The following is a 19,148-nucleotide window of genomic DNA, read 5'->3' on the forward strand; positions in this document are numbered from 1 at the left end:
TTGGCGTCTACATTTAAGAGCTTCCATTCAGACATCGACTTTATTCTCGTACTTTCAGATATTTATCCGACTGGCATTTCTCTTGACATACAAGCAGAGCCATTTGATCAGATTGTTTTTAGCCATGAGTTGGGTATTCCCGATTTCTGGCAGTGGAGCTTTAAACACAACGTTGTTGAGCTGTGCACAGCTGTAAAGCCTGCCGCGGGCCTATTCTTTCTTTCTCTTGGCTACGATCAGGTGATGTATATTGACCCTGACATAGCTGTGTTTGCATCGCTTGAGTCCCTCTTTGCTCTGCTTGGTACGCACTCCGGATTACTAACGCCTCACCAACTCACCGTGGCACCAGGAGATCTGCTATCGATTAAGGATATTGAGTTGTGTACTTTAAAGCATGGTCTTTATAACTTAGGATTCTACGCTGCTCGAAATGATCAACAAGGCCGAAGCTTTTTGGAGTGGTGGAACTCAAGAGTCCAAAGATTTTGCTACGAAGACGTTCCATCTGGAATCTTCACAGATCAGAAATGGTGTGACTTTGCTCCCATTTATTTCGACAACTTCTTTGTGGTAAGAGATCCTGGATGCAATGTCGCTAGCTGGAATATTCATGAACGAGCAATCTCAATCACAGATACCGGCCCTGTAGTCAACACGAACTATCCGTTAAGATTTTATCACTTCACGAAGTTTGGCGGGGCTGGACTTGTAATGACGCAGCAATATGCAAAGACAGCCGAAACTATTGAGATCTGGTTCTGGTATGGGAGAATGCTACAAGAGATGTCACATAATCTTCCTCCTAGTGGTCATTACTACTATGGACATTACCAGGACGGCCATAAGATTCCACAGGCAGAGAGAGATCTGTATCGTACATGCCCTGAAATATTCCCGTCAATTCCATATAAGGCCCGAAGATCTGCTTGAGGTTAGATATCGTTATCATGACTTGAGGAGCTTGTAAGCCCTTAAACTACCACATGAGTCTTTTCAAACTTTCAAAGCCCGCTTTGGGTAAGCTAAGTTACTTCCTAGCCCATTAATGTCTCCTATATGACTTAGATCACACATTTATACCACTTGCTCTCTACCAAAGTAACTAGATTCATCTATCTTGATTCCAACATGCAGCATCTGATAATAGAGTGAGCATGTTCGATACAGTGTCACTTTGATTTGCGGCCGACTAGCAGTCTTTAAGCTAGTTAGTGGTGACATCTTCTTTTGGAGCTGCTAAACATCTGGGTTCTAAATCATTCAACGTGCTGCATTGGATCTCACGTCCTTCATTCTTGAGAAGCATCAATTACATATAGGCGTACATGGCCATATTGAATTGGATTGATGCGCTAGCCGCGTCAATGGATTCTAATTAGTGTTCTCCGCTAGACAGGAGACTTATGACTTGGCTAAGGCTGACTTATAATCTTGTTAGACGTCTGCATTTCCGCTGTTGTCCCTTGGTTTTAAGACTTGCCGTTATACTTGCTTATGAAGCCTCACGGCTCGTAGAGATCTTCCTCAAGCCGTTGTGGCGTTCCGTTGCTGGTAAAGGCAGGTTCCTTAGATCTACACAAGTAATCTATTAACCTGTCTAATCATTATCCCAATCAAACGAGCATAGAAGCACACTATCATGAAAGACCTGTCAATCAACTGTGAGCTATGTGCTTGCAAAGTTGCATACAAAGCGATCGGCTGTAATCACAATCACAAAATCTGGACATACTTGCCGAATAATTGCTGAACGCAGATCAAAGCCACGGTCCCAAATAGATATTACTTCATTAAAAATGAGAGATAGAGAGGGCAGGATATTTGTTGCAGTGTAATCTCGGAAGACTAGAACTCTCTTTTGTATGGGTGCTTGAGGATTTCTGAATACCAGCTTTGGCCGTGTTGGCGAAAGGAAGGAGAAGGCCGTTGTGTCAAAATCGCTTTGATGAACAAAATCTGGAAGATTTTGCGGGAAGTGAACAATGTATGATGTATTCTGAAGGCCTGTCTGGTCACGTGGGAGATTTTTGAAGTGACTGTAACAGATCCTTGTGTAGGATCGAAGATCTTCTTGCGTCTGTACTGCAAGATCTCCAAGCCAGCTTCCAAGGCAAGGAACTGAGAAATTGTCTGGGATATCATCTAGATATATTTTAAGATCTGAAAGCATAATTGTTACCATTAGCCTCAGGAGCTGCAGGGACCCTAATGCAGTTGTATGCGTATCTCCATGATAGTATAAATCACCATATCCCTTTTTTGTTACTAAGAACGGAGCGGTATTAACAAAGTAAGGGCGATTACTGCCAATATGCATTGATGGATGATCTTTTATGGCCTGCTGAATATCGCTAATCCACGGGCCAGAGAGGCAATATGGAAGAAACTCGGGATATACTGTATATTTCTCGGGAATTGAGAATACTCCATATGGAATATTCATTGATAAGCATGAATCGCCAAGTTCATCAAAATGAATAGTATTTGCTTTGAGTTTAGCGTTGTTGGGGCCATTCAGCCCCAAGTACTGTCTTATTGAGTATGATGCGTCATTGATTAAGTAATAGTGTGAGCTCTCAGCGGGCATGCTCTTGGTTGGCGAACAGGCCTGTTCGAGATAGCAAGCAGTTTCGTAGAGGCTAGATCCACTTGGTGGTGTGTATAGCGAGTAAAACCCAATTCTCATCCTTGCGACGCCTGGAAGACTATCAATGTAGGAAACTCCATACTTGTGAGAAGACTGATTCTCCCTTCCAAGGATAATTGTTTTGCTTGAATCTAGGCATAGAAAACATCTCAACAACTCAGCTGCATTAGGCTCGGAACTAAGATCGATGTTGAGGAAACTTAGATGTGAGTTCTCAGAGAAGAAGCACGTTATCTCTTCCTCCTGCTTTTTGTGATCTTCAAGCCACTTAAGGGCTGTGCTGTTGTCAAAGCCGAAGTAACTGGATACTGACTTTCTAAGTAAGTCTGTGCTCCGATATGTATTAATAAAGAAAGCATCAGGATGTGCCAGGCTAAGCGCCTTGTAGTGTCTTCTTGTCGGGTGGTCGGTAAATGCTTCATAACCAGAATTGGCAACATAGCTGAGAATGGCTTCAGTCTCATTTTTGTTAGACATCTCAATCTGTTGTTTGACCGCCCATTCATAATGATGAATTGACTTGAATCCTGCAGCTTTCAAAAAATAGTGCATAGATGTTGTGCCCGTCCTGGAATTGCCAATGCAGAAGATCTTCACTGATGGACCCCTCTCATCAAGAGTATTGGCAGGACTTTAGCACTCTTGGGTGTCTCCGTCAAAGTATATGTTGCTTCAATGATTCTGTCGGTATTCCTTTAGTGAAGGCTGAGGTTTTGTGTGCTTCCTTCAGTGGCCTGCGGTGCCTATTGATGCATGCTTTACGTCCTGCCGACCCGCTGCGCACCATCAGATGCCCCAGCGTGAAGAATGTAATAATTCAAGCCCGGGCATTGCGGAGTAGACATGGACCCAAATGCAGGCAAAGTTTATTTTAAGGGCAATACTATAGGCCGGTAATGGTAGGGTCAAGCGCCAAGAATCACAAATGCTACAACCGAAAGTCGCCTATTCTCTTGGAAATCTGTGTCTACCTATGTGCATCTGATAGGCATGCATTAATGGTGTCTGCTGTGTTTTGGGGCATTGCTTCAGTATTGCGTTTGTCCTCCAGAATCTGTATCAAGTGATGGCCGTACCCGGATTTCTTCAACGGCTGGGCAAGTCGCTCTAGTTGAGGGTCACTGATCCAGCCCTGGCGCCAAGCTACTTCTTCGGGGCATCCCACCTTGAGCGCTTGGCGGTGCTCAAGTGTGCGGATATAGCTGCTGGCCTCATGCAGTGAATCGCACGTGCCGGTATCCAGCCATGCCATTCCTCGTCCCATCAGCTCAACCCGCAGCAGTCCGTCATCGAGATACTGCTGGTTGAGGTCGGTGATCTCAAGCTCGCCCCGCGCCGAGGGCCGCACACGTTCAGCCCTCTCCACCACAGTATGGTCGTAGAAGTAAAGTCCTGTCACTGCATAGCGCGACTTGGCCCGAGTAGGCTTCTCCTCCAGACTCAGCACTCGGCCTTCAGCATCAAACTCCACCACCCCATAGCGCTCTGGATCACTCACTGGGTATGCGAACACCGTGGCCCCCTTCCCACTGCCATTACAGGTTTTCAGTTGCCTACTGAGGTCATGGCCGTGGAACAGATTGTCACCCAACACCAGCGCCGCCGGTGCGCCAGCCAGGAAATCAGCTCCGATCAAAAAGGCTTGGGCCAGCCCATCCGGGCTTGGTTGCGGTGCGTACCTGATTGTCATCCCCCAGGCACTGCCATCGCCAAGCAGTCTTTCAAAGGCTGCTTGATCCACCGCCGTGGTGATCACCAGCACCTCCCGAATTCCCGCCAGCATTAGGGTGCTCAGCGGGTAGTAGATCATCGGCTTGTCGTAAACGGGTAGCAACTGCTTGCTCACCGCCCTGGTGATCGGATGAAGCCGTGTTCCGCTCCCGCCCGCCAGGATGATGCCTTTACGATCGTCCGTATTGCTCAAACTAGATCAGCTTCCTTTCGACACACTCTGACCCAGATTCGCCGCTGAGCCGTGTCGTAAAACACAGATGCTGACGATTGTGATCCAGCCCTGACCTTCCAATCATGTACGGCCATGGGCCAAGCGTTTGCCGTAGTGATCAAACCCCATCGCACCTGATCGCCCTTCGCTCAGTTTCCGCCCTTGGCCAGCTCCAAAAGCTGGTCAGCTAATAGATACTTCTCCTGCTGGCGATTGCCGTCCACCAGCCAGCGATGCCGCCGGTAGAAGGCGATTGAGGCGCCCAGCTGCTCCTCCAGCGTCCAGCTGTTCTCCCAGTCGCGGCGCCCCTCGGCGGCCGCCCACCCCGGCAGGGCGAGCGCCTGGCGCGTCCAGGGCAGGATGGCGTGCCGCTGCCGGCCCAGTTGCTCCACCGGGCTGCCCAGGCCAGGCCGCTCCCCGCCGGGTTCCTGCCCCAGCCGGCCGATCAGATCCTCCAGCAGCGTCTCCAGCACCTGGTTGCTGGGGTGGTTGAACGTGTGGAACAGGGCCATCGGATGGCCTTCCCCGTTGTGGTTCGCCTCCAGCCACGGGGAGATCCGCAGGTCGCATTCCTGTTCCCGTCGCGCCAGCTCCTGCAGGGAGCGCCGGTGCCAGGCCTGCAGCAGCGCCTCCATCTCCAGGGTGCAGGCCAGCGCCAGGATCTCATCGGCCTCCAGGCCGCGCTCGGCGGCCGCCATCGCCAGGAAATCGTGATAGTCGCCCAGGGGAGATTCGCTCGCCAGGCCGGGCAGTTCGCCCCGGTCGTCGTGGGCGTAGCCGATCGTGGGGTGGTAACCCTCGTAGTGCAGATTCGGCAGCACCACAGCGCCAGCCCCCTTCGGCAGCAGGGCCTGCAGGGTGGCCCCATCCAGGCCGATGCCGTCGCGGTAGCCCGGTGTCACGCGGTGCATCACCAGCACCTGCGTGTCGCCCAGCACCCGGTGCAGCTCCGCCACATCCTCCGCCGTGGCCATGTGCACCGGCGCGCAGTAATGGAAGCGATGGGAGGGCAGGGCCCGCTCCAGCCCCAGAAAGATCGGGTGGCTCTGGCAGTTCCCCACGATCGTGATCAGGCTGTCCGCCGCGGGCCAGGGGGGCGCTCCGGCGCCGGCACCGGGCATCGCCAGAAGCGCCTCCCGGTACACCGGCACCCAGTCCGGCAGGGGATCGTGATACGTCCCCAGCGTCTCGAGCATCTCCAGGGCCGTGGCGCCCAGCTCCTGCCGTTGCCGGGCGGGGGTGTCGTCGTCGCGGCTGGTCAGTTGCCGATGGATCCAGATGGATCCGTAGCGGCAGAACTGCTCATGGTGGATCGCCACCCACGCCGCCTGGGGGGAGCCCTGATCCAGCAGGTGGCCGAACAGCCGTGCGCCCCAGCAGGCCAGGGCAATCGCTTCATCGGGGTCGCTCTCGGCCACCGCCAGCATCTGCTGGTAGCAGGCCAGGCCCAGGTCCCTGAGCAGCTCCTGCTCGTCGGCCTCCAGCGGGGCCTCGGAGGCGGTCACCCCGTCCCACACCAGCTCCGCCACCCTGGCCAGCCCCTGGCGCCGCAGGCATTCCCTGGCCAGATCCAGACAGGCGGCCCGACCCCTGGGCGTTTCGGCTGGCAACGGGGTGTGTGCCATCCAGAGGCTTCGGCCCCCCTGCCGGATCGATCAGGATCGGCCCATGATGGCGGCGACGCACGGGTGCCAGAGTTGGCTGTGCTGCACCGAAGCCATGGGTGACGCCCGCCAGCTCGCGGAGGCCTGCCGGCAGCTGTCACCCCTGGCCGTGCTGGAACCGGCCGAACGCGACCGGTTGCGCCAGCTTGGTGCCGCCGGCCATCAGCGCATGCTGGACCTGCCCGAGGAGCAGCGCTACGAGGCCATCGCCCTCGCCCTCGATGGCGCCCGGCTCTACCGCTGGCTGCAGGACACCAGCCCCGAGGAGCCCGGCTGGGTCGCCGTGTTCGAGGAACAGTTCTGCCGCTATGGCGCGCTCTGGATCAAGGACCAGGGCCGATCCGATCCCCATCTGGCCGCTCAGGCGCTGCCGCTGATCGACCGTCTGCTGCAGTTCCATCCGGCGCAGCACGACTGGATCCACGCCACCCGCCAGCAGCTGGAGCAGGCCGCTGCCCCCATCCCCCTGGGCTTCTTTGCACCGCCCCCGGCTCCAGCCCCCTTCCCCTGGCCGGAACCCCTCCACACCTACCGGCTCAGCCACCGCCTGGCCGGCAACGCCATCGTGCTGCCCATCGGCGCCATCGCCGACGGGGAATGGTTCAGCGACTGCCTCCAGTACCTCCCCGCCGGCTGGCCCGAGGCCCCCTGGATGCAGCAGCTCGCCGGCTACCAGCTGCAGCGCGATGGCGACAGCCTCAGCCTCCGCCCCCTGCCCGATCCGGAGCCCGCACCCCTTCGCCTGGAGGGCACCTGGTGCGTTCTCAACGACATCGTCGGCCACCGCAACCTGGGCCACTTCTTCCACGACACCCTCCCCCAGCTGGCGGCCATCCGCCGGCTTTCCAGCGAGCTGGGGGAGTTGAAGCTGCTGGCCAACCGTGAACGCTTCGCCAACCTCGCCCACCTGCGTCGCCTGCTCTGGCCCGGCGCGGTGCAGTTCAGGGACGAACTGCCGGCCTCCTTCAGCGTCGAGCGCCTCGTGCTCCAGCCGGTGGCCTGCAACGGCGGCAGTGGCTTCCATCCCCATCACCAGCGCACCTGGACCTTCGCCATCGAGGACTACCGCGACGGGGTGGACCTGCTGCGCCGGGAGCTGCATCAGCCCACGCCGCCTTTCGCGCTGCAGGATCACTGGATCTACTTCAGCCGCAATCTGGCGGCCCCCACCGAAGTTCCCCATGGTCGTGACTTCAGCAACCACGCCGAACTGCTCGAGCAGCTCAGCAACCACGGCGTGCTGCTCCTCGATCCGGGATTCCACGACATCCGGGCTCTCCATGGCCTGATCAGCCAGGCCCGGGGCTTCCTCGGCATCCATGGGGCCGGCCTGGCCAATGCCCTGCTCGCCCCGGAAGGCACCCCGGTGATCGAAATCCGCCCCCACGGCGGCGCCTGGCTGATGCTGGAACTGGCGGGCCGCTCCGCCGGCCTCGACTGGCAGGTGCTCAACTGCCCCGCCGATCCAACCGTGCCAGGACGCAGCGTGCTGCCCATCCAGGACCTGCTCGAGCGGCTCCGGTAGGCGCCTCAGCTCCGCACCCAGTCGGTCACGCCGCCCGGCCGGTCGATCAGCTCGATGCCCTCGGTGGCCAGTTCGGCCCGGATGCGGTCGGCGGTGGCGAAATCCCTGGCGGCCTTGGCGGCCCGGCGCTCCTCGATCCGCTGCTGGATCGCCGTTTCCGCCGCCGCCGCCTCGGCCGGCGTGCCGTCCGCCGCGCTGCTCGCCGCCTCCGCCGCCAGCCCCAGCACACCGGCCAGTTCGCCCAGCAGCCGCCAGCGGGGTTCCAGCGTCTCCGCCTCTCCGGCCGCCCCGGCTTCGGTGTCGCCCCGCTCCAGCCGGTTGGCCAGGGCCCGCAGGGGCCGGGCCAGCTCGAACAGCACGGCCACGGCCGCCGAGGTGTTGAGGTCGTCGTCCATGGCGGCGGCGAAGCGGCCGCGGGCCGCGGCCAGCTCCTCGCTGATCTCGGCCGCTGGCGTCGCTCCCCAGCCCAGGGCCGCCCCGTGGCGGTCCCCTAGCCCCAGGGCGGCGTCCAGACCCTTCCAGCCCGTGGCGGCCGCCGCCAGGGCCTCGGCGGTGAAGTCCAGCGGCTTGCGGTAGTGGGCCTGCAGCACGAACAGCCGCAGCGTCATCGGGCTGACGCCGCTCTCCAGCAGGGCGCGGATCGTGGTGAAGTTTCCCAGCGACTTGGACATCTTCTCGCCGCCCACGTTCACCATGCCGTTGTGCAGCCAGAAGCGGGCCAGGGGCTGGCCGCTGGCCGCCTCCGACTGGGCGATCTCGTTCTCGTGGTGGGGAAAGATCAGATCGGCCCCGCCCAGGTGGATGTCGATCGTGGTGCCCAGCTCCTCGCGCACCATCGCGGAACACTCGATGTGCCAGCCCGGCCGCCCCGGCCCCCAGGGCGACGGGAAGCTGGGTTCCCCGGGCTTGGCCCCCTTCCACAGGGCGAAATCAAACGGATGCCGTTTGCGCGCCTCCTCCGCTTCGTTGGTGCGGCCGCTGGCCCCCTCCTGCTGCTCCTCCAGGGTGCGGCCGCTGAGCTTGCCGTAGCCGGCCTGGCGCATCACCGTGAAATACACATCGCCATCGGCGGAATAGGCCGCCCCCTTGGCCTCCAGTTCGCCGATCAGCTGCCGGATCGCGTCCAGGCTGCGGGTGGCCCGCGGCATCCGGTCGGGGGGAAGGATGTGCAGGGCGGCCATGTCGGTCTGGAAGGCGGCGATGTTGCGCTCGCTCACCACCGCCATCGAGCTGCCCTCCTCTTCGGCCCGCTGGAGGATCTTGTCGTCGATGTCGGTGAAGTTCTGCACGAAGGTGACGGCATAGCCGCTCCACAGCAGATACCGCCGCAGCACGTCCCAGACGATGTAGCTGCGGGCGTGGCCCAGGTGGCACAGGTCGTACACCGTGACGCCGCAGCAGTAGATCGACACCTGCCCGGGCACCTGCGGCTCGAAGGTCTCGCAGCGGCGGCTGAGGGTGTTGGTGAGCCGCAGGGTCAATGCCTTGCCCCTGTTGTCGCCTGGCCCAGGCGGCCGCCGCCGTAGCCGGCCCGGCTGCGCACGTTGGTGCACCAGTCGCCGTGCTCCAGATACCACTGCACCGTTTCCCGCAGGCCCTGCTCGAAGTCGTGGCGGGGCTGCCAGCCCAGTTCGGTGCTGATCCGCGCCGGGTCGATGGCGTAGCGCCGGTCGTGGCCCGGCCGGTCGGCCACCGGCGTGATCAGGCCGGCGTGGGGAGAGCCGGCGGGCCGCAGCTCGTCCATCAGGGCGCAGATGGCGTGCACCACCTCCTTGTTGGTGCGTTCGCCGTGGCCACCGACGCAGTAGCTGCGCCCCACCTCGCCGCTGGTGGCCGCCAGCAGCAGGGCCTCCACGTGGTCCTTCACGTACAGCCAGTCGCGCACGTTGGCCCCGTCGCCATACAGGGGGATCGGCTCACCGGCGGCGGCCTTGAGGATCACCACCGGGATCAGCTTCTCCGGAAACTGCCAGGGGCCGTAGTTGTTGCTGCAATTGGTCAGCACCACCGGCAGCCCGTAGGTGTGGTGCCAGGCCTGCACCAGGTGGTCGCTGCCCGCCTTGCTGGCCGAGTAGGGGCTGCGCGGGTCGTAGGGGGTGGTCTCCGAGAACCGCCCCGTGGCCCCCAGCGAGCCGAACACCTCGTCGGTGCTGATGTGGTGGAAGCGGAACTGCTCCCGCCGCTCCGTCTTCAGCCCCTCCCAGTGGGCCCGCACCGCCTGCAGCAGGTGGTAGGTGCCCATCACGTTGCTCACCAGGAAGGCGCCCGGATCGTCGATGGAACGGTCGACGTGGCTTTCCGCCGCCAGGTGAAGCACCAGATCCGGATCGGCCTGCCGCACCGCCGCCGCCACCGCCTCCCCGTCGGCCAGGTCCACCTGCAGCAGCCGGTGCCGCGGCCCATCGGAGCGTTCGGCCGCCTCGCCCAGTTCCGCCAGGGTGTTGTACACGCCCAGCAGATCGCTGGCGTAGCCCATCTTGTCGAGGTTGAACACCGTCACGGTGCTGTCCCGCAGCAGCCGCCGCACCAGCGCCCCGCCGATGAAGCCCGCCCCCCCCGTCACCAGGATGCGGCGACGGCCGGCGAGCAGCACCGGCAGGTCGAGGCTGGAGTAGGGGTTCATCGGGGTGGGGTGAGACGACGTCAGGAGGTGTTCAAGCCGGGGGCAGGGGGATCTGGGCCAGCACCTCGGCCAGGGCGGCCTGCCAGTGCTGGCCCTCCAGCTCCAGTGCATGGCGGGTGGTGCTGGTCTCCAGAAGCGAATAGGCGGGACGCCGGGCCGGGGTGGGGTAGTCGGCGGTGGTGATCGGTTTCACCCGGGCCGGGGCGTCGATCAGCCCCCGCGCCGCCGCCTGGGCGCCGATCGCCACGGCGAAGTCGTACCAGCTGGCGGCGCCGCAGTCGCTCCAGTGGTGCCGCCCGCTGAGGCCCCCCTCGATCACCCGCCAGCAGGCGGCCGCCAGCCCGGATGTGGCCGTGGGGCAGCCCACCTGGTCGGCCACCACCTTCAGGGGTTCGCCGGCGGCGGCCTTGGCCCGGTGCAGCCGCAGCATCGTCAGGCAGAAATTGGCCCCCACCGGCCCGTACACCCAGCTGGTGCGCAGCAGGCAGAGGCGCTCCGCTGGCAGGGCCGCCGCCGCCCGCCGTTCCCCCTCGGCCTTGCTGGCGCCGTACACCCCCAGGGGCGCCAGGGGCTGATCGGGCGCGTAGGGGTGGCCCTGCTCCCCGTCAAACACAAAATCGGTGCTCACCTGCAGCAGCCGCCCGCCGCCGCTGGCCAGGGCTGCGGCGAAGGCCCCGGGGGCGCCGGCGTTCACCGCCTCGGCCAGCTCCGGTTCCGACTCGGCCCGGTCCACCGCCGTGTAGGCGCCGGCATTCAGCACCCAGTCAGGCCGGTGCTGCTCCACCGCCGAGCGGCAGGCGGCCGCATCGGCCAGATCCAGCGCGTCCCGGCCCGTGGCGATCAGCTCCACGCCGGCCGGCACCGAGGCCACCAGGGCCTGGCCCAGCTGGCCGTGGCGGCCGGTCAGCAGCACCCGCACCGGTTCAGGCATCGATGGCGGGGGAAAAGCTCAGGCGCAGCCTACCTTCGCGTGGCTATTTCGCCTCCATCCAGTTGGGGCCGACCCCGGTGTCCACCGCCAGCGGCACCGTTAATTGCACCGCCTGCTCCATCGTGCGCCGGGTGAGCTGTCGCACCTCCTCCAGTGCCTCCGGCGCCGCCTCCAGCACCAGTTCGTCGTGCACCTGCAGCAGCAGCCGCGCCGGCAGGCCCGCCGCCGTGAGCGCGTGCTGCAGGCTCACCATCGCCAGCTTGATGATGTCGGCACTCGACCCCTGGATCGGGGCATTGGCGGCCGCCCGCAGCTGCTGGGCCTCCATCCCGCCGCGGCGCGCCACCTCCAGGTCGATCTCCAGCGGATCCTTGCCCCGCAGCCGCCCCAGGCCGCCGGGGTCGAAGTGGAACGGCCGCCGCCGCCCCAGGATCGTTTCGACGTAGCCGCGGCTGAGGGCCAGCCGCTCCTGCAGCTCCAGGTACAGGAACACCCGGGGGTAACGCTGCTTGTACAGGCTCAGGAACTCCTTGGCCCGTGCCTGGCCCATGCCGGTTTCCCGCGCCAGCCGCTGGGCCCCCATGCCGTAGATCACGCCGAAGTTGATCGTCTTGCCCAGCCGCCGTTCCTCCGGCGTCACCGTGTCGGTTTCCAGCAGCAGCCGGGCCGTCAGGGCGTGGACGTCGTCGCCCTCGTTGTAGGCCTGCACCAGCACCGGTTCGCCCGAGAGGTGGGTGAGGATGCGCAGCTCGATCTGGGAGTAGTCGGCGCTGATCATCCGCCAGCCCTCCTGGGGCAGGAAGGCCTTGCGGATGCGGCGGCTGAACTCGGTGCGGATGGGGATGTTCTGCAGGTTGGGGTTGCTGCTCGACAGGCGCCCGGTGGCGGTCACCGCCTGGTTGAAATCCGTGTGCACCCGCCCGGTCTCCGGCTCCACCAGCGCCGGCAACGCCTCCACATAGGTGCTCAGCAGCTTGCTGAGCGTGCGGTGCTCCAGCACCAGCTTCACCACCGCATGGTCGTCCTCCAGCTTCTCCAGCACCGCCGCGTCGGTGCTCCAGCCGGTCTTGGTGCGCCGCGACTTCTTCCGGTCCAGCCCCAGGGTGTCGAACAGCAGTTCACCGAGCTGTTTGGGGGAGGCCAGGTTGAAGTCCACCCCCGCCGTTTCCTGGGCCTCCCGCTCCAGCCGCACCAGGGTGCTGCTCAGCTCCTCGGCCAGCTCCTTGAGGTAGGGCACATCGATGCGGATGCCGGTGGCCTCCATCTGGGCCAGCACCGGCTCCAGGGGCAGTTCCACCTGTTGCAGCAGCACCGGCAGCTCCGGCCCCATCGCCGCCAGCTGCGCCGCCAGCAACGCCCCCAGGCGCCGGGTGAGGTGCACGTCCATCCCGCAGTAGAGGGCCGCCGCCTCGATCGGCACGTCGGCGAAGTTCTGCCCCTTGGCCACCAGATCGCCGTAGGCGGTGGGCTGGAAGCCGAATTCGCGGGCTGCCATCGCCTCCAGGCCATGCTTGTCGTTGGCATCCCGCAGGTAGTCCGCCAGCAGGGTGTCCATCACCACACCGGCCAGGGGCAGCCCATGGCGCAGCAGGATCAGGCGGTCGTACTTGGCGTTCTGGAGCGCTTTGGGGTGGTCGGCGCTGGCCAGCCAGGGTCCCAGGGCCAGCAGCACCGCATCCAGGGGCAACTGCTCCGGCGCCGGCGGCGGCGTGCTGAGCAGATCGGCGGCCGGCGGGCTGTGGTGACCGATGGGCACGTAGGCCAGATCCGCCAGCCCCTCCCCCCAGCAGACGCCGATCCCCACCAGCTCGGCCTTGAAGGGATTCAGCGAGGTGGTCTCGGTGTCGAGGGCCACCGGCGCCGCCGGATCGGTGCAGGCCAGCAGCCGCCCCACCAGGGCGGCCAGGGCCTCGGGGGTGGTGACCAGCTCCGGCCGCAGGGCGGGCAGGCCGTCCGTGGTCGCGGGGCTCACGGGGCTCTCGGGGCTCTCGGGGGCCTCCGGTGCCGCCGGATCGTTGGCGGGGGCGTCCGTGGCTGCGGCGGTGGCGGCGGGCTCGGGGGGGTCCGCCGAGAACAGGCGGGCGAAGCCCTCGGTCTGCTTCACCAGGCTGAACAGCTCCAGCTCGGCCAGACGCGCCCCCAGCCCCTCGCTGTCCACCCGGCCCAGGGCCAGGCGCGGCTCTTCGGGCAGGGGGATCTGCACCAGGATCTCCGCCAGCATGCGGGAGCGGAAGGCGTTCTCCCGGTCGGTTTCCAGCTTGGTTTTCAGCGCCCCCTTCTGCTGGTCGAGGGCGGCGTAGATGCCGTCGAGGTCGCCGTGGGCCTTGAGCAGGGTGAGGGCCGTTTTAGGGCCCACCCCCTTCACCCCGGGGATGTTGTCGGAGCTGTCGCCGGTGAGGGCCTTGAGGTCCACCACCCCCTCCGGCGGCACCCCCAGCTTCTCGATCACCTGGGCGCGGCGGATCTGGGTCGGGCCGCTGTTCTTGGCGTAGGGGCCGCCGCCCATGTACAGCACGGCGATGTCGCGCGCGTCGTCCACCAGCTGGAACAGGTCGCGGTCGCCGGAGAGGATCCGCACCCGCCAGCCCTCGCCCGCCGCCCGGTTGGCCAGGGTGCCGAGCACGTCGTCGGCCTCGTAGCCCGGCGCCATCGACAGGGGCAGGTCGAGGCAGTCCTTGAGGATGGCCTGCAGGTTGGTCAGGTCGGCGAAGAAGTGCTCCGGCGCCTCCTCGCGGTGGGCTTTGTAGGCGGCATCCGCCTCATGGCGGAAGGTGGGTTCGGCCGTGTCGAAGGCGATCACCACCCCCTGGGGGGCCAGGCCCTTGCAGTTGTCGAGCAGGGCCTTGAGGAAGCCGTAGGTGACGCTGGTGGGCACCCCGTCCTTGGTGGCCAGTCCCCCCTCGCCGCCCTTGGCGAAGGCGTAGAAGCTGCGGAAGGCCAGGGAGTGGCCGTCCACCAGCAGCAACAGGGGCTTGTCCCGCTCCATGGCCGTTTCCGGGATCCGTCCGCCGTCCGCCACAGCCTGCCATCCGGCGGCCCGACAGCGCCGTGACCGCCACCGGCCGGGCCGCCTTCAGCCGCTGCCGCCAGTACCGCTGGTGGCTGGAGCGGGTGTGGCAGCCACAGGGCAGCCGCCTGCTGTTCATCGGCCTCAACCCCTCCCGCGCCGACCACCGCCACGACGACCCCACCCTGCGGCGGCTGATGGCCTTCGCCGCTGGCTGGGGTTACGGCGGCCTGGAGGTGCTCAACCTCTTCGCCCGCATCAGCCCCAGCCCGGCGGCCCTGGCCCACAGCGACGATCCGGTGGGCGCCGCCAACGGGGCCTGGCTGCGGCGGCGCCTGCGGGCCGCTGATCGGTGCGCCAGCCCCAGGCTGATCTGGCTGGGCTGGGGCAACGGCGGCCGCCGGCTGGGCCAGGACGCCCGGGTGCTGGCGCTGCTGGCCCCCCACCAGCCGCGGCTGGTCTGCCTCGGCCTCACCGCCTCTGGCGCCCCGCTCCATCCCCTCTACCAACCGGCGGCGAGCCTGTTGCGGCCGTATGGGCCATCCTGTGGGCGTTCAGCCGCAGCCGCTGCTCCATGGCCCGCACCCCCCGCCGCTATGCCATCCACCTGTTCCTGATCGGCGGTCACCACCAGGAGGTGCACTTCAACACCCTCGAAGACTTCCAGGCCTGGTACGGCGGGGTGCTGAACGCGGCGGCCCTCGACGCCTTCGTCAACGTGCCGATCAACGACCTGACCAGCGAATTCCTCGTGCTGCGGGCCGGCAGCGTCCAGGCGATCCGGGTGGAGCCGATCTACGGCGCCCTCGACGACTAAGGCTCAGAGGGCTGGGGGTCAGAGGGCCGTGGCGATCCGCTCCCGGTCGCTGCCCAGCCGGTGCAGCAGCAGCCAGGTGGTGAGCAGGTCGGGCCCTTTGAGGCTGCCCAGCAGGGCGGCCCGCAGCCCCTTCATCAGCACCCCCTTTTTAACGCCGGCGGCCGTGGCGGCCTCCGCCAGCAGCCCCTGGGCGGTCGCGGCATCGAGCGGGCCCTCCGGCAGCCGCTCCAGCAGGGCGCCCAGGGCGCCGCGGCTGCCGGCATCGGCCCGCAGTGCCAGGGCCGCCTCATCCGGCTCCGGGGCGGCGAAGAAGGGGGCGGCCTGGTCGACCCCGTCCGCCAGCAGGCTGAGCGAGGGTCCCAGCAGGGCGCAGAGATCCTCCTGCCAGGCGGCGTCGGCGCCGGCCACCGCGTCCCAGCCCCGGGCCTGCCAGAGGGGCAGCAGCCGCTGGCGCAGCTCGCCGGCCGCCAGCCCGTGCAGCACCTGGGCGTTGAGCCAGTTGAGCTTGTCCCAGTCGAAGCGCGCCCCGGCCCGGTTCACCCGCTCAAACGAGAACACCGCCGCCGCCTGCTCCAGGCTGAAGCGCTCGCCGATCCCCTCCGGCGGCGACCAGCCCAGCAGGGTCATGTAGTTGACCAGGGCCTCGGCGGTGTAGCCCATGGCGCGGAAGTCGCCCACGGAGGTGACGCCATCGCGCTTGGAGAGCTTGCGGCCCTCCGGGTTGAGGATCAACGGGGTATGGGCGAACACCGGCGGCGTCAGCCCCAGGGCGGCGTAGAGCAGCAGCTGTTTGCCGGTGTTGGCGATGTGGTCCTCGCCCCGGATCACATGGCTGATGGCCATGGCGGCGTCGTCCACCACCACCACCAGGTTGTAGAGGGGGTCGCCGATGGCATCGGCGGGCGCCCGGCGGGCGATCACCATGTCGCCGCCCAGGTCGCTGCCCGCCCAGCGCATTTCGCCCCGCACCAGGTCGTTCCAGGTGATCGTGGCGCCGTCGTCGATGCGGAAGCGGATCACCGCCTCGCGGCCCTCGGCGATGTAGGCCTGCTGCTGCTCGGGGCTGAGGTCGCGGTGCAGGTTGTCGTAGCGGGGGGCGCGGCCCTCGGCCTGCTGGCGCTCCCGCATCGCTGAGAGCTCGGCGTCGCTGGCAAAGCAGCGATAGGCGTGGCCGCTTTCGAGCAGCTGGCCGATGGCCTGCCGGTGGGCCTCGATGCGCTCGCTCTGCACCACCGGTTCCTCGTCCCAGCTCAGGCCCAGCCAGCCCAGGCCATCGAGGATGTTGGCAGTGAATTCCGGCTTGGACCGTTCCCGGTCGGTGTCCTCGATGCGGAGCAGGAAGGCGCCCCCCAGGTGGCGGGCGAACAGCCAGTTGAACACCGCCGTACGGGCGGTGCCGATGTGCAGGGTGCCGGTGGGGCTGGGGGCCAGACGAACGCGTACAGGAACCGTTGCGGGCACGGAAGCGGCTCCAGATGGTGAGAACGGGACTGACGGGGCTCGAACCCGCAACTTCCGCCGTGACAGGGCGGTGCTCTAACCGATTGAACTACAGTCCCAGACCGTCTTTCGAGGCTCGAATCGCCCCGTGGGGTGGATCCGGCGCCGAGGGGCGATCGCGACGACGCGGACGCCGACTAGGGAAGTATCCATCGTCACCCGTCCTCCCGTCAACGCAGCCCGTGAACGCTGGCTGGCGCGAGAGCAGGGCGCCGCTGGCCACACAAAAAGCCCCGTGCAGGGCACGGGGCAAATTGAGCGATGCTGCCGGGAAGGCAGGCTTGGACGGCGGTGCCGGAACGCCAGAAAGCCCTGGGCCCTCAGGGGCGGAAGCCGGCAGGTTCAATCAGGCGCACCTGATTGCCCCGGGCGGTGAATTCCCGCCCCTGGTCGCTCTGAACCACGACCCGACCTCCGGACTTGACCCGGATCACCCGGGCCCGGACCCAGCCAAGGGCAGCTGATTCCAGCACCTTGACCACATCACCGGGCTGTAGATCCAACTCCATGTTCGGAACCACGAAACTGCAAATGGGACCATCGAACGCGCCGTGGAGGACTTGAACCCCCGACATCAGGTTTTGGAGACCTGCGTTCTACCAACTGAACTAACGGCGCAAGGCGATGGTTCCTGGAAAGCGTGAGAGGGAGACGCGGGCAATGAAATCCCGTGCAACCAGGCTTCAGCGATCGAAGCGCTGTTTGACGCGAGTGGCTTTACCCACCCGGTCACGCAGATAGAAGAGCTTCGCCCGACGCACCTTACCGCGCCGCTCCACCTTGACGGAAGCGACCTGGGGGCTGTGCAGCATGAACACCCGCTCCACACCGATGCCCTGGAAAATGCGGCGCACGGTGATGGTCTGGTTGAGGCCGCCGTGGCGCTTGGCGATCACCACGCCCTCGTAGGGCTGCACCCGCTCCTTGTTGCCTTCCCGGATCCGCACGCCCACCTTGACGGTGTCGCCCACGTAGATCTCGGGCAGGTCGCTCTTCAGCTGGGCCGCCTCGAACGCGTCGATCAGGGCCCGGGCGCTGAGCTTGCCGGTGGTGACCGTCACGCTCTCAGAGCTGGTTTCCGCTTGCACCGACTGGGGCTCCGCGTCTGGGGTTTGTGGGTCCACTTCTGTGGACGGATCGATCTCGGTTGCCATCCCTGTTCTCGGAGCGCCAGGCCAAACCAACACCCTACCGCCTCAGGTGACCCCCTTCCCCCCACGCCGCCGCCAGTCCCGCCGCAATCGCTCCCAGGCCATGAAGCCGCCGGTGACGAGCATCCACAACAGCCCCAGGCCGTTGAGCAGCACGTAAAGCGTCTCGCCCACTTCGCCCACCCAGCCCTGGAGCCATTCGCCTTCGTGCAGCACCATCAGCGGATGGGCCTGGTCCCGGCTCAGTCCGCCCCAGTCGCGCAGCAGCCGGTAGCCCACCCCCGTGACGGCCGAGAGCAGCAGGGGGGCGAGCACCAGCGGCGCCAGCCAGGCATGGGCCTGCCGCAGACGGGCGCCCCAGGACGGTGAGGCGGGCCGTGGGGGTGCGCTGGGGGTGGGGCTCGACACGGGGAACCGACGGCGGAAGGGACGCCATTGATAACTTGAATGTCCGGCTCCGACTCCCACCGCATGAACCTGTTCGCCGATCTGCTGGCCAGCACCAACGGCGTCAAGGGCGGTGGCACCCCTCTCACCCAGGCCGGCCCCCGCATCCAGAAGGGCCGCCGCGGTGTCGAGGTGAAATCGGCCAGAGAGATCGCGATCATGCGCCAGGCCAGCCGCATCGTCGCCACGGTGCTGCGGGAGATCATCGACATGGCCGCCCCGGGCATGACCACCGGTGACCTCGACCGCCACGCCGAAACCCGTATCCGCGCCATGGGGGCCACCCCGAGCTTCAAGGGCTACCACGGGTTCCCCGCCAGCATCTGCGCCAGCATCAACAACGAGGTCGTCCACGGCATCCCCAGCGCCAAACGGGTGATCAAGGCCGGCGACCTGGTCAAGATCGACACCGGCGCCTACTTCGAGGGCTTCCATGGCGACAGCTGCGTCACCCTCTGCGTCGGCGAGGGCGTGCCCGAGGAGGCCCGCCGCCTCAGCCGCGTCGCCCAGGAATCGCTGATGCAGGGCCTGGCCACGGTCAAGGCCGGCAGCACCCTGCTGGACCTCGCCGGTGCCGTCCAGGACCATGTCGAGGCCCACGGCTACGCCATCGTTGAGGACTACACGGGCCACGGCGTCGGCCGCAACCTGCACGAGGAGCCCTCGGTGTTCAACTACCGCACCAGGGATCTGCCCAACATGCAGCTGCGGGCGGGCATGACCCTGGCGGTGGAGCCGATCCTCAACGCCGGTGGCAAGGGCTGCCGCACCCTCAAGGACCGCTGGACCGTGGTGACAGCCGACGGCAGCCTCTCGGCCCAGTGGGAGCACACGATCGTCGTCACCGGCGACGGCTGCGACATCCTCACCGACCGCGACTTCTAGGCC

16 protein-coding genes and 2 tRNA genes are annotated in these 19,148 nt (G+C 64.8%); 5 read left to right on the plus strand and 13 right to left on the minus strand.

Annotated features, from left to right (window positions below; translation table 11 throughout):
* Window positions 1-933 (plus strand): hypothetical protein, encoded by a 933-nt coding sequence (locus tag KBY95_RS11340; protein WP_254965110.1) that lies wholly within the window; start codon window positions 1-3, stop codon window positions 931-933.
* Between the two features lie 736 nt (window positions 934-1,669).
* On the opposite strand, the gene KBY95_RS11345 is transcribed toward KBY95_RS11340, so the two are convergent.
* From KBY95_RS11345 to KBY95_RS11355, 3 genes are all read right to left on the minus strand, one after another.
* Window positions 1,670-3,247 carry a sulfotransferase gene (locus KBY95_RS11345; RefSeq protein WP_254965111.1) on the minus strand — a complete coding sequence of 526 codons (1,578 nt, stop codon included), beginning with the start codon at window positions 3,245-3,247 and terminating at the stop codon, window positions 1,670-1,672.
* A gap of 370 nt (window positions 3,248-3,617) precedes the next feature.
* Window positions 3,618-4,574: a glucose-1-phosphate thymidylyltransferase RfbA gene (gene rfbA, locus KBY95_RS11350; RefSeq protein ID WP_254965112.1), complete on the minus strand. Its 957-nt coding sequence runs from the start codon at window positions 4,572-4,574 to the stop codon at window positions 3,618-3,620.
* Window positions 4,575-4,744: 170 nt separating this feature from the next.
* The gene (locus KBY95_RS11355; RefSeq protein ID WP_254965113.1) at window positions 4,745-6,220 is read right to left on the minus strand and encodes a WcbI family polysaccharide biosynthesis putative acetyltransferase; all 1,476 of its coding nucleotides are present in this window, start codon (window positions 6,218-6,220) and stop codon (window positions 4,745-4,747) included.
* Window positions 6,221-6,314: 94 nt separating this feature from the next.
* On the opposite strand from KBY95_RS11355, the gene KBY95_RS11360 reads away from it, so the two are divergent.
* Window positions 6,315-7,784, plus strand: coding sequence for a DUF563 domain-containing protein (locus KBY95_RS11360; protein WP_254965114.1), 1,470 nt, complete (start codon window positions 6,315-6,317; stop codon window positions 7,782-7,784).
* A gap of 5 nt (window positions 7,785-7,789) precedes the next feature.
* Here the strand turns inward: KBY95_RS11360 and cysS are convergent, their stop codons facing one another.
* The 4 genes from cysS to polA are packed head-to-tail and all read right to left on the minus strand — an operon-like array spanning window position 7,790 to window position 14,324.
* Entirely contained in the window at window positions 7,790-9,265 is a 1,476-nt protein-coding gene (gene cysS, locus KBY95_RS11365; protein ID WP_254965115.1) for a cysteine--tRNA ligase, read from the minus strand.
* Window positions 9,262-10,407 (minus strand): dTDP-glucose 4,6-dehydratase, encoded by a 1,146-nt coding sequence (gene rfbB, locus KBY95_RS11370; protein ID WP_254965116.1) that lies wholly within the window; start codon window positions 10,405-10,407, stop codon window positions 9,262-9,264. The genes cysS and rfbB overlap by 4 nt, the downstream gene beginning before the upstream one ends.
* Window positions 10,408-10,438: 31 nt before the next feature.
* A complete protein-coding gene (gene rfbD / locus KBY95_RS11375) occupies window positions 10,439-11,338 on the minus strand; it encodes a dTDP-4-dehydrorhamnose reductase (protein WP_254965117.1) in 900 nt (299 codons plus the stop codon).
* A 43-nt stretch (window positions 11,339-11,381) separates the two neighbouring features.
* On the minus strand, window positions 11,382-14,324 hold the full coding sequence (gene polA, locus KBY95_RS11380; RefSeq protein ID WP_254965176.1) for a DNA polymerase I: 2,943 nt from the start codon (window positions 14,322-14,324) through the stop codon (window positions 11,382-11,384).
* A gap of 62 nt (window positions 14,325-14,386) precedes the next feature.
* Between polA and KBY95_RS11385 the strand changes: the two genes are divergently transcribed.
* Window positions 14,387-14,962: a DUF1643 domain-containing protein gene (locus KBY95_RS11385; RefSeq protein WP_254965118.1), complete on the plus strand. Its 576-nt coding sequence runs from the start codon at window positions 14,387-14,389 to the stop codon at window positions 14,960-14,962.
* A complete protein-coding gene (locus KBY95_RS11390) occupies window positions 14,920-15,162 on the plus strand; it encodes a hypothetical protein (protein WP_254965119.1) in 243 nt (80 codons plus the stop codon). Before KBY95_RS11385 ends, KBY95_RS11390 begins: the two co-directional genes overlap by 43 nt.
* Window positions 15,163-15,180: 18 nt before the next feature.
* Here KBY95_RS11390 and gltX read toward each other — a convergent pair whose 3' ends face one another.
* The 6 genes from gltX to KBY95_RS11420 all read right to left on the minus strand — a co-directional run bounded on the left by gltX (window position 15,181) and on the right by KBY95_RS11420 (window position 18,221).
* A complete protein-coding gene (gltX, locus tag KBY95_RS11395) occupies window positions 15,181-16,623 on the minus strand; it encodes a glutamate--tRNA ligase (RefSeq protein ID WP_254965120.1) in 1,443 nt (480 codons plus the stop codon).
* 24 nt (window positions 16,624-16,647) lie between these two features.
* A tRNA-Asp gene (locus tag KBY95_RS11400) sits at window positions 16,648-16,721 on the minus strand.
* Between the two features lie 261 nt (window positions 16,722-16,982).
* Entirely contained in the window at window positions 16,983-17,171 is a 189-nt protein-coding gene (locus KBY95_RS11405) for a hyperconserved protein Hcp (protein ID WP_006043540.1), read from the minus strand.
* A gap of 36 nt (window positions 17,172-17,207) precedes the next feature.
* A tRNA-Trp gene (locus KBY95_RS11410) sits at window positions 17,208-17,280 on the minus strand.
* 65 nt (window positions 17,281-17,345) lie between these two features.
* Entirely contained in the window at window positions 17,346-17,816 is a 471-nt protein-coding gene (rplS, locus tag KBY95_RS11415; protein ID WP_254965121.1) for a 50S ribosomal protein L19, read from the minus strand.
* A 42-nt stretch (window positions 17,817-17,858) separates the two neighbouring features.
* On the minus strand, window positions 17,859-18,221 hold the full coding sequence (locus tag KBY95_RS11420) for a peptidase (protein WP_254965122.1): 363 nt from the start codon (window positions 18,219-18,221) through the stop codon (window positions 17,859-17,861).
* A 63-nt stretch (window positions 18,222-18,284) separates the two neighbouring features.
* Here KBY95_RS11420 and map point away from each other — a divergent pair, with 63 nt between their 5' ends.
* Window positions 18,285-19,145, plus strand: a complete 861-nt coding sequence (gene map, locus KBY95_RS11425) for a type I methionyl aminopeptidase (RefSeq protein WP_254965177.1) — start codon at window positions 18,285-18,287, stop codon at window positions 19,143-19,145.
* Window positions 19,146-19,148: the final 3 nt, after the last annotated feature.

Origin of the sequence: Cyanobium sp. Aljojuca 7A6 (assembly GCF_024346455.1) — a bacterium.
Taxonomy (GTDB): Bacteria; Cyanobacteriota; Cyanobacteriia; order PCC-6307; family Cyanobiaceae; genus Cyanobium.

What these genes read in the sequence shown, in the direction of transcription:
- KBY95_RS11405 (WP_006043540.1), bottom strand. Translation starts at nt 17,171, where the DNA reads ATGGAGTTGGATCTACAGCCCGGTGATGTGGTCAAGGTGCTGGAATCA.
- rfbD (WP_254965117.1), bottom strand. Translation starts at nt 11,338, where the DNA reads ATGCCTGAACCGGTGCGGGTGCTGCTGACCGGCCGCCACGGCCAGCTG.
- map (WP_254965177.1), top strand. Translation starts at nt 18,285, where the DNA reads ATGAACCTGTTCGCCGATCTGCTGGCCAGCACCAACGGCGTCAAGGGC.
- KBY95_RS11355 (WP_254965113.1), bottom strand. Translation starts at nt 6,220, where the DNA reads ATGGCACACACCCCGTTGCCAGCCGAAACGCCCAGGGGTCGGGCCGCC.
- KBY95_RS11390 (WP_254965119.1), top strand. Translation starts at nt 14,920, where the DNA reads ATGGCCCGCACCCCCCGCCGCTATGCCATCCACCTGTTCCTGATCGGC.
- rplS (WP_254965121.1), bottom strand. Translation starts at nt 17,816, where the DNA reads ATGGCAACCGAGATCGATCCGTCCACAGAAGTGGACCCACAAACCCCA.
- rfbB (WP_254965116.1), bottom strand. Translation starts at nt 10,407, where the DNA reads ATGAACCCCTACTCCAGCCTCGACCTGCCGGTGCTGCTCGCCGGCCGT.
- KBY95_RS11360 (WP_254965114.1), top strand. Translation starts at nt 6,315, where the DNA reads ATGGGTGACGCCCGCCAGCTCGCGGAGGCCTGCCGGCAGCTGTCACCC.
- polA (WP_254965176.1), bottom strand. Translation starts at nt 14,324, where the DNA reads ATGGAGCGGGACAAGCCCCTGTTGCTGCTGGTGGACGGCCACTCCCTG.